At 68.1% G+C, this 13,793-nt stretch carries 12 protein-coding genes; 10 read left to right on the forward strand and 2 right to left on the reverse strand.

What is annotated here, in order from left to right; all coding sequences use genetic code 11:
- Positions 1-541: 541 nt before the first annotated feature.
- From ACGFH6_RS14810 to ACGFH6_RS14845, 8 genes are all read left to right on the forward strand, one after another.
- A complete protein-coding gene (locus ACGFH6_RS14810; RefSeq protein WP_360449450.1) occupies positions 542-1,228 on the forward strand; it encodes a TraR/DksA C4-type zinc finger protein in 687 nt (228 codons plus the stop codon).
- The gene (lspA, locus tag ACGFH6_RS14815; RefSeq protein WP_393383866.1) at positions 1,201-1,833 is read left to right on the forward strand and encodes a signal peptidase II; all 633 of its coding nucleotides are present in this window, start codon (positions 1,201-1,203) and stop codon (positions 1,831-1,833) included. Before ACGFH6_RS14810 ends, lspA begins: the two co-directional genes overlap by 28 nt.
- A gap of 17 nt (positions 1,834-1,850) precedes the next feature.
- On the forward strand, positions 1,851-2,759 hold the full coding sequence (locus ACGFH6_RS14820; RefSeq protein ID WP_393384823.1) for an RluA family pseudouridine synthase: 909 nt from the start codon (positions 1,851-1,853) through the stop codon (positions 2,757-2,759).
- Positions 2,756-3,361, forward strand: a complete 606-nt coding sequence (locus tag ACGFH6_RS14825) for a Type 1 glutamine amidotransferase-like domain-containing protein (RefSeq protein ID WP_393383868.1) — start codon at positions 2,756-2,758, stop codon at positions 3,359-3,361. The genes ACGFH6_RS14820 and ACGFH6_RS14825 overlap by 4 nt, the downstream gene beginning before the upstream one ends.
- Before the next feature lie 130 nt (positions 3,362-3,491).
- On the forward strand, positions 3,492-7,040 hold the full coding sequence (dnaE, locus tag ACGFH6_RS14830; RefSeq protein WP_393383870.1) for a DNA polymerase III subunit alpha: 3,549 nt from the start codon (positions 3,492-3,494) through the stop codon (positions 7,038-7,040).
- 80 nt (positions 7,041-7,120) lie between these two features.
- Positions 7,121-7,741, forward strand: coding sequence for a hypothetical protein (locus ACGFH6_RS14835; protein WP_393383872.1), 621 nt, complete (start codon positions 7,121-7,123; stop codon positions 7,739-7,741).
- 78 nt (positions 7,742-7,819) lie between these two features.
- The gene (locus ACGFH6_RS14840) at positions 7,820-9,634 is read left to right on the forward strand and encodes a DUF3352 domain-containing protein (RefSeq protein ID WP_393383874.1); all 1,815 of its coding nucleotides are present in this window, start codon (positions 7,820-7,822) and stop codon (positions 9,632-9,634) included.
- A gap of 130 nt (positions 9,635-9,764) precedes the next feature.
- The gene (locus ACGFH6_RS14845) at positions 9,765-10,136 is read left to right on the forward strand and encodes a VOC family protein (RefSeq protein WP_393383875.1); all 372 of its coding nucleotides are present in this window, start codon (positions 9,765-9,767) and stop codon (positions 10,134-10,136) included.
- Here ACGFH6_RS14845 and ACGFH6_RS14850 read toward each other — a convergent pair.
- Both ACGFH6_RS14850 and ACGFH6_RS14855 read right to left on the reverse strand, forming a co-directional pair.
- Positions 10,127-10,894, reverse strand: a complete 768-nt coding sequence (locus ACGFH6_RS14850; RefSeq protein ID WP_393383877.1) for an SDR family NAD(P)-dependent oxidoreductase — start codon at positions 10,892-10,894, stop codon at positions 10,127-10,129. The genes ACGFH6_RS14845 and ACGFH6_RS14850 overlap by 10 nt on opposite strands.
- A gap of 18 nt (positions 10,895-10,912) precedes the next feature.
- Positions 10,913-11,614 carry an SDR family oxidoreductase gene (locus ACGFH6_RS14855; RefSeq protein ID WP_393383879.1) on the reverse strand — a complete coding sequence of 234 codons (702 nt, stop codon included), beginning with the start codon at positions 11,612-11,614 and terminating at the stop codon, positions 10,913-10,915.
- A 103-nt stretch (positions 11,615-11,717) separates the two neighbouring features.
- On the opposite strand from ACGFH6_RS14855, the gene ACGFH6_RS14860 reads away from it, so the two are divergent.
- On the forward strand, positions 11,718-12,593 hold the full coding sequence (locus tag ACGFH6_RS14860) for a LysR family transcriptional regulator (RefSeq protein ID WP_393383881.1): 876 nt from the start codon (positions 11,718-11,720) through the stop codon (positions 12,591-12,593).
- A gap of 25 nt (positions 12,594-12,618) precedes the next feature.
- Positions 12,619-13,758 (forward strand): serine hydrolase domain-containing protein, encoded by a 1,140-nt coding sequence (locus ACGFH6_RS14865; protein WP_393383883.1) that lies wholly within the window; start codon positions 12,619-12,621, stop codon positions 13,756-13,758.
- The last annotated feature ends 35 nt before the right edge of the window (positions 13,759-13,793 follow it).

Consider the following 13,793-nt stretch of genomic DNA (forward strand, 5'->3'; position numbering starts at 1 on the left):
GCGGTACCACCCTCCTTGGTAACTCCGGGTGGAGCTACCCACTTCCTTCCCGCGCCGCGGCCGGTTCTAATAGGTCCTTGCGGACCGTTCTTCCGGCGGCTCCGGGGTGATGGCCCCATCACTGCCTTTGCGGATCGCGGTTGTCAGTGTACGGCGTCGTACCAGGCAACTACGAATCGTTAATCAGTGGTCAGGGGCGGATTCAGGGATGAGAATTCTCCCGCGGGCCCGGGTGCTTCCGGACCTCGGTCTGCGGTAGGACGTCAAAGGGGGAGGGAGAGCGACATCCGGCCGGGGCGTCGAACAGATGCTCGGCTGAATTCCAGTTGGGTCCGAACTGATGCTCGTTCGGAACGAAACAGACTCGGGTGGTGAGACAGTCGCAAGTGCGACTGTGACGCGCGGAACATCGAGTGGGCTTGAAGAACCGACTACCGTATGTCCACGGTCTGCGCGTCGGACTGGCACGTGGTGAACACGTGGCCTACTGTCTTGCGACCAGTCCGCTTCAGTCTCCGACGAAGGCAGGGGGTAGCTGACCATGGCTACATCGGCTCCCAAGAAGACCGCCCCCCAACGCACCGCCGCGGCCAAGAAGAGCGCCGCGAAGAAGACGACCGAGCAGGCCAAGACCACGGCCCGCAAGAAGGCGCCGGCGAAGACCTCACCGGCCAAGAAGACTTCCGCGGCGAAGAAATCCACAAGTTCGGCCGCGGCGAAGAAGACAGCTGCGAAGACCCCTGCCAAGAAAGCTCCGACGAAGAGGGTGGCCATGAAGACGAACGAGAACAGGGCCCCGGCAACGGCGCCGGCGAAGTCCGCAGCACGCAAGGCTGAGACCCTCGCGGTGAAATCCGGGGAGACCCCGTGGACGACGGCCGAGCTGGCCGAGTTGCGCGGCGAGCTGGAGGCCGACGTGGTGCACCTGCGGGAGGAGATCCGCGACGCCGAGCAGGAGATCGTTGGCCTGCTCCGCGACGGCGGTGACGGAGCCGGTAACGACCAGGCCGATGTCGGCTCCACCACGCTGGAGCGCGACCACGAGATGTCGCTGGCCAACAACGCCCGGGACATGCTGGACCAGATCGAGCGGGCGCTGGCCCGGATCGAGAACGGCACCTACGGCGTCTGTGAGAGCTGTGGCAACCCGATCGGCAAGGGTCGGTTGCAGGCGTTCCCGCGTGCGACACTGTGCGTGTCATGCAAAGAACGCGAAGAACGCCGCTGAACCAGACCTCGTCCCGTCAGGCGGGGGACGACGCTGAACCGACGCCGGAACCGGCCGACCACGAGTCGGCCGGTTCTCCGTCGTCTCCGGACCCCGCCACGCCGCCGCAGAAGAAGTCCTGGAAGTGGACCGTCATCTTCGCCGTCGTGGGGCTGGTCATCCTCGGGCTGGATCAGTTGACGAAGGCTCTGGCGCTCCAGCACCTGACGCCGGGTGAGCCGGTGAACGTGATCGGGAGCCTGCTGAAGTTCAACCTGATCCGGAACTCGGGGGCCGCGTTCAGTCTCGGCGCCGGGTATACGCCGTACATCAGCGTCATCCAGATCACCGTCGCGGCCGGGGTCGTCTACCTGTCCCGGCGACTGGGGTCGGTGGGCTGGGCGATCGCGTTCGGGCTGCTGTTCGGCGGTGCGGTCGGCAACATCATGGATCGGGTCTTCCGTGAGCCGTCGCCGTTCCACGGGCACGTCATCGACTTCCTGCAGACCCCGCATTGGGCGATCTTCAACGTCGCCGACATGGCGGTCACCACGGCCGCCTGCCTGCTGGTCCTGCAGACCCTGCGCGGCGTCCGCCTGGACGGTACGAAAGACCACCGGAAGTGAGTGACTCCCGGACCGTGATGGTGCCGGACGGGCTGGCCGGCGAGCGCCTGGACGCGGCGCTGTCCCGCCTGTTCGGCGTGTCCCGGACCAAGGCCGCCGAGCTGATCGAGTCCGGCCTGGTCCAGGTCGACGGTGCCCCGGCTGCCAAGTCGTCCCGGGTGGCGGCCGGCGTCCTGCTGGACGTCGAGCTCCCGGCTCCGCCCGCCGCGGTGACCGTCGTGCCCGAGACCGTGGACAACCTCCGGATCGTGTACGACGACGACGAGATCATCGTGGTCGACAAGCCGGTCGGAGTCGCCGCGCACCCGTCGCCCGGCTGGACCGGCCCGACCGTGATCGGCCACCTGGCCGGAGCCGGCTTCACGATCTCCACCAGCGGCGCCGCCGAGCGCAAGGGCATCGTGCACCGGCTCGATGTCGGCACCTCCGGGCTGATGGTCGTCGCCAAGACCGAGTACGCGTACACCGTGCTCAAGCGCGCCTTCAAGGAGCGCACGGTCAAGAAGATCTACCACGCGCTGGTGCAGGGCCACCCGGACCCGTTCACCGGGACCGTGGACGCGCCGATCGACCGGCACCCGCACCACGACTACAAGTTCGGCGTCGTCGCGGGCGGCAAGCCGAGCGTCACCCACTACGAGACGCTCGAGGCGTTCCGGTACGCGACCCTGCTCGAGATCACCCTCGAGACCGGCCGCACCCACCAGATTCGCGTACACATGTCCGCCATCGGCCATCCGTGCTGCGGCGACCTGACGTACGGCGCCGACCCGGTGCTCGCCGAGCGGCTTCAGCTCACTCGGCAGTGGCTGCATGCCATGCGCCTCGGCTTCAACCACCCCGGCACCGGTGAGTACGTCGAGTTCACCTCGGAGTACCCGGACGACCTCGACCACGCGCTGGACCTGCTCGTGGACTCCCAGTGAGGCTGTACCTCTCCTCCTTCCGCCTGGGCGACCACCCCGAGCGCCTGGTGGCCCTCCTGCCACCGAGCGGCCGGGTCGCGGTCATCTGCAACTCGATCGACTTCGAGGAGCCTGGCGAACGCCAGGAGAAGGTGGCGGCCGAGATCGCCTGGCTGACGGAACTGGGTCTGCGCCCCGAGGAGCTCGATCTCCGGGAGTCCGCCGACTTCTCGGCGTACGACGGAGTCTGGGTCCGCGGAGGGAACGTCTTCGTCCTGCGCGAGGCCATGGCGCGCTCCGGCGCCGACCGGATCCTCCCTGATCTGATCCGCTCCGAGCACCTGGTGTACGCCGGGTACAGCGCGGGGCCGTGCGTCCTCGCGCCCAGCCTGCGCGGGCTCGAACTGTGCGACGACGTCGACGCGGTCGAGGGAGAGGTGATCTGGGACGGTCTCGGCGTGCTCGACCACGCGATCGTCCCGCACCTGAACTCGCCCGGCCACCCGGAGACGGAGTTCTTGGAGAAGGTCGCCGAACTGTACGACCGGACCGGTGTGGCCTACCTCCCGATGCGCGACGGCCAGGCCCTGGTCGTGACCGGCGACCACCGCGAACTGGTGTGATCCTGGTCTGATCCACGACCGGATAGCGGGCGGTGCCCACGCGGATCGGTGAGCCGGTGAAGAACTGTCGGCAGGCCCGCATAGGCTGTTCCAGTCCCGCTCACTCACGCCCTGGGAGGTCTGCGAAGACATGGCGTCCAGCGACAGTTTCGTGCATCTACACGTGCACACCGAGTACTCCATGCTGGACGGCGCCGCGCGGATCGACGAGTTGTTCAAAACCGCCCATGACATGGGCCAGCCGGCGATCGCGACCACCGACCACGGCTACGTGTTCGGGGCCTACGAGTTCTGGAAGACCGCGAAGAAGTACGACGTCAAGCCGATCATCGGCGTCGAGGCGTACCTGACCCCGCACACGCATCGCAGCGAGCGGAAGCGGGTCAAGTGGGGCGACGCGAACTCGGGTCGCGACGACGTCTCCGGCAGTGGTGCGTACACCCACATGACGTTGCTGGCGAAGAACACCTCCGGCATGCACAACCTGTTCAGGATGAGCTCGCTGGCCAGCCTCGAGGGCTACTACTTCAAGCCCCGGATGGACCGCGAACTGCTGAACACCTACGGCCAGGGCCTGATCGCGACCACCGGCTGCCCGTCCGGTGAGGTGCAGACCAGGCTCCGCCTCGGCCAGTACAAGGAGGCCGTCGAGGCCGCCGCGGAGTTCCGCGACATCTTCGGCAAGGAGAACTTCTACTGCGAGTTGATGGACCACGGCCTCGGCATCGAGCGGGACATCCAGAAGGACCTGCTCAAGCTGGCCCGGGAGCTCGGCCTGCCGCTGGTCGCGACCAACGACCTGCACTACACCAAGCCCGAGGACGCGACCGCGCACGCCGCGCTGCTGTGCGTGCAGTCCGGATCGACGCTCTCCGACCCGAACCGGTTCAAGTTCGACGCGAACGAGTTCTACGTCAAGACCGCGGCCGAGATGCGCGAGGTCTGGAAGGAACTGCCGGAGGCGTGTGACAACACGCTGCTGATCGCCGAGCAGTGCGACGTCAGCTTCACCGAGGGCGAGGGGCGGTTCATGCCGCGCTTCCCCTGCCCGGAGGGACACAACGAGGAGTCCTGGTTCGTCGCCGAGGTCGAGACCGGTCTGCACTTCCGCTACCCCGACGGCATCCCGGACGCGGTCCGCAAGCAGGCTGAGTACGAGATCGAGGTCATCGTCGGCAAGGGGTACGCCGGGTACTTCCTCGTCGTCGCCGACTTCATCAACTGGGCCAAGAAGAACGGCATCCGGGTCGGACCGGGCCGTGGTTCGGGTGCCGGTTCGATGTGCGCGTACGCGATGAAGATCACCGACCTGGACCCGCTCCAGCACGGCCTGATCTTCGAGCGCTTCCTGAACCCGGAGCGGATGTCGATGCCCGACTTCGACGTCGACTTCGACGACCGCCGCCGCCCTGAGGTGATCCGCTACGTCACCGAGAAGTACGGCGACGACCGGGTCGCGATGATCGTCACCTACGGCACGATCAAGGCCAAGCAGGCGATCAAGGACGCCGGCCGGGTGCTGGACTACCCGTTCGCGATGGGCGACCGGATCACCAAGGCGATGCCGCCGACCGTGATGGGCAAGGACATCCCGCTGTCCGGCATCTTCGACCCGCAGCACAAGCGGTACTCCGAGGCAGGCGAGTTCCGGCAGCTGTACGAGTCCGACCAGGACGTGCGCAAGATCGTCGACACCGCGCGCGGGCTGGAGAACCTGAAGCGCCAGTGGGGTGTGCACGCGGCCGGCGTGATCATGTCCAGCGAGCCGCTGATCGACCTGATCCCGATCATGCGCCGCGAGCAGGACGGCCAGGTCATCACCCAGTTCGACTACCCGAGCTGCGAGACGCTCGGCCTGGTCAAGATGGACTTCCTCGGCCTGCGCAACCTGACGATCATGGACGACGCGGTCAAGAACGTCGAGGCCAGCCGCGGCATCACGCTGGACCTGGACGAACTGGCCAAGAGCCTGGACGACGGCCCGACCTTCGAGCTGCTCGGCCGGGGTGACACGCTCGGTGTGTTCCAGTTCGACGGAGGCCCGATGCGGGCCCTGCTGCGGCTGATGAAGCCGGACGGGTTCGAGGACATCTCGGCTGTCGGCGCGCTGTACCGGCCCGGCCCGATGGGCGCGAACTCGCACACCAACTACGCCCTCCGGAAGAACGGGCAGCAGGAGGTCTCCTACCTGCACCCGGAGCTGGAGAAGGCGCTGGAGCCGATCCTCGGACCGACGTACGGGCTGATCGTCTACCAGGAGCAGGTGCTGAAGATCGCCCAGGAGCTGGCCGGCTACAGCCTGGGCAAAGCGGACCTGCTCCGCAAGGCGATGGGCAAGAAGAAGAAGGAGGTCCTCGACGCCGAGTACGTCGGCTTCGAGGAGGGCATGAAGTCGAACGGCTTCTCGGCCCAGTCGATCAAGGCGCTCTGGGACGTTCTGGTCCCGTTCTCCGACTACGCGTTCAACAAGGCGCACTCCGCGGCGTACGGGCTGGTCTCGTACTGGACGGCGTACCTGAAGGCGAACTACCCGGCGGAGTACATGGCCGCGGTCCTCACGTCCGTCAAGGACGACAAGGACAAGATGGCCATCTACCTGAACGAGTGCCGCCGGATGGGCATCAAGGTGCTGCCGCCGGACGTGAACGAGTCGGACTCGAACTTCACCCCGGTCGGCACCGACATCCGCTTCGGCCTGTCCGCCATCCGCAACGTCGGCGTGAACGTGGTCGCCGAGGTCGTCGCGGCGCGTGAGGAGAAGGGCCGGTTCACCGACTTCGTCGACTTCATCGACAAGGTGCCGCTGCCGGTCTGCAACAAGCGGGTGATCGAGTCGCTGGCCAAGGCCGGTTCGTTCGACTCGATGAACCACGCCCGGCGCGCGGTCGTCGCGGTGCACGAGCAGGCCGTCGACGAGGCGATCGACCTGAAGCGGAACGAGGCGCACGGTCAGTTCGACCTGTTCTCGATGGGCGACGACGACGCGGACGAGGGCGAGGGCAACAGTCGGCTCACCGTCACCGTTCCGGAGATCGAGGAGTGGGACAAGGCGACCAAGCTCGCGCACGAGCGCGACATGCTGGGGCTGTACGTCTCCGACCATCCGCTGTTCGGCGTCGAGCACGTGCTGACCAACGGCACCGACTGCACCATCGGTCAACTGCTCGCCGACGAGGACCGGCCGGACGGCTCCCAGGTCACGGTCGGCGGCCTGGTCACCGCGGTGCAGCGGAAGGTGAACAAGCGCGGCGACATCTACGCGATCGTCACCATCGAGGACCTGGAAGGTTCGATCGAGGTGATGATGTTCTCCTCGGCGTACCAGTTGCACGCACACCTGCTCAGCAACGACGCGATCATCTTGATGAAGGGGCGGGTCCGGCGCCGTGAGGACCGGCTCGAGCTGAGCGGCTCCGAGGTGATCGTGCCGGACCTGACCGAGGGCCCGAGCGGGCCGGTGGTGATCACGATGCCGGTGAACCGGTGTACGCCGCCACTGGTCGAGCAACTGCGGGACGTGCTGCAGTCGCATCCCGGGATGACCGAGGTGCAGTTGCGCCTGCAGGCCCGGCAGAAGACCACGGTGATGCGGATCGGCGACCGGTTCCGGGTGACGCCGACGTCGTCGCTGATGGCGGATCTGAAGGCGCTCCTCGGACCTTCCTGCCTGGCCAGCTGAGGGGACCTGTGAACGAGTCGTCTTCGGCCGCCGACCGGGGCGGTGGGGTGGGGCAGCAAAGAATGAGCCACACTGTCGAGGTGAGTCAACAGGAGTCCGCACAGCCCTCGCCGTACGTCGCACCGCCCTCGGGGCTGCCGTTCGGTACGCCGCCGGCCCCGGAGCCTGAGATGCCGTGGGCGAAGGCGATCCTGGTGACCGTCGTCGTGTTCCTGGTCGCCGGAGTGGTGGCCGGGTGGGCCTGGCAGCAGTTCTCGCCGCTGGCGCAGTACACGGTCGACGAGCGGGGCGGTGCTCTGGGCGAGGAGCAGATGACCCGGATCTTCGGGCCGGACGGCACGTTCACCTCGATCGGGTTCGTGACCGCGCTGGTGCTGGGTGCCGCACTCTTCTGGTGGCTGCGCAACTACGGGCCGTGGTCGGTCGCGATCGTCGTACTCGGCGCCTGCATGGGTTCGGGAGTCGCGTGGGGTGTCGGCATGCTGCTCGGCCATGATCCGCTGCAGCAGCGACTGGAGGCCGCCAAGCCTGGAGACCTGGTGTCCGCCCCGCTGGAGCTGCATACCTGGACTCCGGCCGCGGCCTGGCTGGTCGGTGCCGCGCTGGCCGCAGCCGTCATCGCCGCCACCACCTGGCGCAGCGAGCCGGTTGCAACCACTTCGCAACCTGGCGCGTCAAACACCCCGCCACCGGTGCACTAGTGTGTCCAGGTCGTGCCGCGCGAGAGCGCCGGACGACCTAGCCGGTGGGTGAGGCCACCGGACCACGCGAGGGAGCATATGTACGACCAGAACATCCCGCCCAACCCGCCGTACCCAGGCGCCGGCGGTCCGCAGCACCCCCAGAACCCGTACGGCGGCCCTCCGCAGGGACAGCGTCCGTACGCCGGTCCGCCGCAGGGTCAAGGCCAGTACGGCGGCCCCGCCCAGCACGGCGCTCCGCAGGGACAGCGCCCGATGGGTGCTCCCGGCAACCAGCAGGGTCCCTGGACGCAGGGGGCTCCGCAGGGTGCACCGCAGTACGGCCAGGCGCCGTCGCAGGGGCAGCCAGGTCAGGCGCCGTACGGGCAGCAGCCTGGCGGCCCGGCGTACGAGCAGATGAACATCGGCGGACAGCCGCCGCAGGGGCCGGGGTTCGGTCCGGGGCAGTGGCAGCAGGAGCCGAAGAAGCGCCGCGGCAAGGTGATCCCGCTGATCGCCGCGCTGGCCATGGTGCTGGTCGTCGCCGGCGGCGGAATCTTTGCCTACGGCAAGCTGAACGGCGGCAAGCAGCCGGAGGCCGTGCTGCCGGGTACCGCGGTCGCCTATGCCCGCGTGGACCTGAACCCGTCGGCCGGCCAGAAGGTCGCCGCGATCCGGTTCCTGATGAAGTTCCCGTCGGTCAAGGAGAAGCTCGGCCTGACCGGTGAGAAGGACGACCTGCGGCAGAAGCTGTTCGAGCAGATCAAGAAGTACGCCGGTGACGACCTCGCCGATGTGAACTACGAGCAGGACATCAAGCCGTGGCTCGGCGAGCGCGCCGGCCTGGCCGCACTGCCCGCCACCGACGGCAAGAAGGACCCGAACGTGGTGCTCGCCGTCCAGGTGAAGAGCGAGAGCGACGCGAACAAGGGCCTGGACAAGCTGCTGGCCAACGAGGACGACAAGCCGGGCCGTGCGTTCAGCAACGGCTACGTCCTGCTCGCCGACAGCCAGGCGATCGTCGACACGGCGGTCGCCACCGCCAAGGACAACCCGCTGGAGAAGAACGCCAAGTTCAACGCGGACATGGACAAGCTCGGCGAGCGCGGGTTCATGTCGGCGTGGGCGGACATGAAGGGCATCGCCTCGCTGTCCGGCCGAGTTCAGTCCGAGCAGTTGGCCGGCCTGGGCGACGCGAGCATGGCGGCGGCGCTGCGGTTCGACTCGCAGTACGTCGAGCTGAAGGGCATCGCCTCGGGTGACCAGAGCATCAAGGTCAACTCGGCCGACGCCGGTGATGTGATCAGCCAGCTGCCGGACAGCACCGCCGGTGCGCTCGCGGTGTCGGGTGGCGAGAGCCTGATCGACACGATGTGGAAGCAGATGGAGAAGGCGGCCAACGGCAACCTCGAGCAGCTCACCCGGGGCTTCGCGGAGGAGACCGGCCTGAAGCTGCCGGACGACCTGAAGGTTGTGCTGGGCAAGAACCTGGCCCTCGCGATCGACAAGGACACCTCGAACGGCCCGAAGATCGCGGCCCGGCTCGAGACCGACCCGGCCAAGGCCGAGCCGGTGGTGGAGAAGCTGACCACGCTGCTGCGGGACAAGTCGCGGGCGAACATCCCGGTCGAGTCGGCCAAGGACGACGACACGCTCGTGCTGGCGACCGACAAGGACTACGCCGACCAGGTGCTGAAGGGCGGCACGCTGGGCCAGACCGACAACTTCAAGCAGGCCCTGCCCGACACGAAGGGCGCGGTGTCGATCGGCTACATCGACTTCGAGGCCGCGGGTTCGCTGAGCGAACGATTCAGCTCCGACAAGGACCTGGCCGCGCTGAAGTCCGGCGGCTTCGTCGCCCGCTCCACCGGCGACGGCCAGGCCGACTTCACCCTGCGGGTGGTCGCGAAGTAGTCGTTCCGATCGAGAAACCCCGGACGGCAGCGGTAGGCCGTCCGGGGTTTTCTTGTGAAGTGATGTCGAAAACGCCGGTGCGGCTTCTACCTCCTGAGTGAAAGCACCTTTCACCGAGAAGGAGAACGAGATGAACCACCTCACCGGCATTCGGACCGTCGGCGTACCGGTCACCGACCAGGATCGTGCGGTCGCGTTCTACACCGAGACGCTGGGATTCGAGCTGTTGATGGATGCTCCGCTGCCGCAGTTCGGCGGCCGCTGGATCGTGGTCGCGCCACCCGGCGCCGCGGCCAGTATCGCGCTCACCCCGGCCAGGGACGACAGCCCGGCCGGCGTCGACACCGGCATCCGCCTGTCCAGCCCCGACGCCGAAGCGGCGCACGAGCACTTCCTCGCCGCAGGCGTCGAGACCGACGAACTGCTGAAGTGGCCGGACGTCCCGCCGATGTTCAGCCTCCGCGACCAGGACGGGAACCGGCTGTACGTCTCTCAGGAATGACCCGGCAACGTCACGCCGGTGAGCGAGGCGCAGGCGTCCAGGAAGGCCGCCTGCACCTCCGGATCGGACGCGGCCGGATGTGTCCGGTGCGGCCGGAGGTGGTAGTAGTACCCACCGGTCGGCGTGGTCGCCGCGGTCGCGAGCCAGACCTGGGTCAGGTGCGCCTGGCCCAGGTCGCCGGGTGCACCGCGGCCGCCCATCTTGGTCGGGACCCAGCCCGGATCCACGGCGTTCGACAGTACGCCGGGCCACAGCCGGGCGACCGCGAAGGCGAGGATCACGTCGTGCAGCTTCGAGTCCGAGTACGCCTGCGCACCCCGCCACCGCCGCCGTACCCACTGCAGGTCGTCGAGGGCGACGTCCCCGCTCTCGTGCATGCCCGAACTCAGATAGATCAGCCGGTCCGGCCGATCGATCAGCGCGGTCAGTAGGTACGGCGCCAACGCGTTGACGGCGAACACGTGTTCCAGGCCGTCGACGGTCTCGATCCGTGGTTCCTGATAACCGACCGCCGCGTTGTGGATCACCACGTCGAACCGGCCCGACTCGTTCGCCTGCCGGGCCAGGTCGCGCGTCTCCGCGATACTCGCGAGATCCCCGGTCAGCGCGGCTTCGGCTCCGGGCAGGGCGGCCACGGCATCAGCCGCACGGGCTTCGTTGCGGGCATGGAGTACGACGCTGTGCCCTTGATCGATGAGCTCGGACGCGGCCAGCCGACCAAGGCCGTCGGCGGAACCGGTGATCAGGATGCGTGCCACGGTGTCCACTCTGCCAGCTCAGACGAGGACGTGGCCGCCGTCGATGGTGACGATGGTGCCGGTCGCGTAGCCCTGGTTCATCAGGTAGACGTACGCCTCGGCGATGTCGCTCGGCTCGCCGACCCGGCCGACCGGGAGATGCTTGGCGGTGGCTTCGTAGACGGAGTCGTCCGGCCACAGGGGAGTGCGAACAACGCCGGGCTTCACCGCGTTCACCCGGAGCGGGGCCAGCTCGACGGCCAGCGCGCGGACGAGCGAGTCCACCGCCCCACAGATGCTGGCCGCGACCGACCAGCCCGGTCCCGGGCGATCTCCGGCGGCGCCGGTCGTCAGTACGACGGAGCCACCCGGGCGGATCTTTGCGGCGGCGGCGCTGACCGCACCGAGGGCGCCGAAGTACCGCAGCTCGAACGCCGTGTGTGCCTGGGCCAGATCCATCGATGCGACCTCGAGCAAGGTGAGTGGCTCACCGGCCGTGAAGACCAGGTGGTCGAACGGGTCGAGGCGATCGAAGAATTCCTTGACCGCCGCGGCGTCGGTCAGGTCCAGGGCTTCGCCGGACGCTGTCGCGGGGAGGGTGTCCAGCGCCCGCTTGACGGACTCGGGGTTGCTGGAGGCAACGATCACGGTGGCGCCCTGGGTCGCGGCGAGATGGGCGGTCGCGAGCCCGATCCCCGACGTACCGCCGAGGACGACGACGCGCTGATCCTGCAAACTCATCAGAAGACTGCCTTTCGTGGTGGGGGATTCCCTTCCACGATGCGGGTGTGCGGCCGCTGGAGTCCAAGACCTGTTCCGGCGGCTGTAATACCCTGAAGGTATTATGGACGTCGACCTCCGCAAGCTCAGGTACTTCGTCGCCGTCGCCGAGGAGCTGCACTTCGGCCGGGCGGCGGAGCGGCTGCACATCGCCCAGCCGGTGCTCTCCCGGCAGATCCGCGCGTTCGAGGACGAGCTCCGGGTCCAGCTCTTCGTCCGGACCAAGCGAGCCACCGAACTCACGCCGGCAGGTCGCCAGTTGCTGGACGACGCCCGGCCGCTCCTCGCCTCAGCCGAGGCCGTGCGCCGCCGCGTCACGCAGGCAGCGCGGGGACCGAAGACCTTCACCGTCGGCTTCATGCCCGGCATCACCGTCACCCCAGCTGTCCGCGCCTTTGCCGCCGCGCATCCCGAGGTGGAGGTCGAGGTGATCCGCACGACCTGGGACGACCAGGTCGACGTCCTGCACGACGGCCGCGTCGACGTCAGCATCGTGCGCCTGCCGATCGACCAGCAGGGCTTGAGTGTCCGCCCGCTCTTCGAGGAGCCCCGGGTCGCGATGCTCCCGTCCGACCACCGCCTGGCCGGCAAACCGGTCATCGACATCACCGACCTCGCCGGCGAACACCTGCTCCAGGAGCCCGACGCCGTTCCCGAATGGCGTGACATCGCGCTGGAACTGCGCACCGGCGCACCGAAGCCGCTCCCCGCACTGCGCAGCGTCGAGGAGAAGCTCGAACACGTCGCGGCCGGCACCGGCATCTCGATCCTCCCGCTGTCGGTCGCGACCTTCTACCACCGCTCCGACGTTGCCGCCGTACCGGTGAGCGACCTCGCGACCAACAAGGTATGCCTGGCCTGGACAGCCTCCCGCCGGTCCCGCTTGATCTACGACTTCGCCGACCTGGCCGCCACCGTCGACTGGACTCCGCAGCACTGACCTTCTCCGGTGCCACTATCGAACGATGGTGAAGTCGGGGGTGGCGGCGCTGGTGGTGCTGACGTTGGTGGGTTGTTCGGGTGGGAGCCCGGCGACGACGCCGGCCACGGCCGCGATCTTCCTTGATCCGGCGACGACGCCGCTCGATCCGGCGAAGGCGAAGGCCTTGCAGGACGTGCTCGCGAAGATCGTCGCGACGTCTGACCTCGAGTCGGGCTCGCGCGGTGTGACGGCCTCGGTCGTCACCGATCGGTGGACCTGGTCCGGGGCGGCGGGGAAGGACGCCCGGGGTACGGCGCTGACCGCGGACACGAGCATGGCGGTCGCGAGCATCACGAAGACGTTCGTCGCGGCGGAGGTGATGCTGCTCGCGAAAGCGAAGAAGGTCGACCTGGACGCGCCGATCTCGACGTACGTGAAGCACAGGCTGACCGCGAACAACGCGACCGTCCGGCAGCATCTGTCAATGACGTCCGGCGTGCCGAACTACCTGCCCGACGACTACCTGCGGATGGACAAGGCGATCTCGGCCGCGCCGGGTAAGCACTGGTCCCCTGAGCTGGCCTTGTCCTATGACACCGCGCCGGTCGGAGCACCGGGCAGCACCTACAACTACAGCAGTCCCAGCTACGTGCTGCTCGGTCTGCTGATCGAGAAGGTGACCGGGCAGCCGCTCGCGACCGTGCTCCGCCGCGACCTGGCGACGCCGGCGGGGCTGCGGCACGCTGCCTTCCAGGACGGCGAGAAGCCGCAGCCGCCCGCCGTGGTCGACGCCAATCCCGGGTGCGGCCCGGCGAACGACGGCTACCTCCCGTGCCGCTCGATCGCCAGTCTGTCGGCGGCGAACGGAGGGCTCGCCGCGGACGCGCCGACGGTCGCGCGCTGGGGCTACGAGCTGTACGGCGGCCGCGTGCTTCCGGCCGACCTGGTGAGCGAGATGACCAAGGGCGAGGGCGACTACGGGCTGGGGACGATGCGGTTCACGGAACGGTTCGGCATCGGTACGGCGTTCGGCCACCGCGGTGAGATGTCCGACCACACCAGCCTGCTGGTCGTGATCCCGGAGCAGAGGCTCTCCGTCGCACTGCTCCTTGCCGACGGCAACAAACAGGTCGACGCCGCGATGGCCGGACTCCTCACCGCCCTCCAGCCCTTGCTGAACTGACCTCAGCGGCGCACCCAGGTAGCGGCTGTGGGTGG

Source organism: Kribbella sp. NPDC049227 (assembly GCF_043197265.1).
In the GTDB taxonomy this organism is placed as follows: domain Bacteria; phylum Actinomycetota; class Actinomycetes; order Propionibacteriales; family Kribbellaceae; genus Kribbella.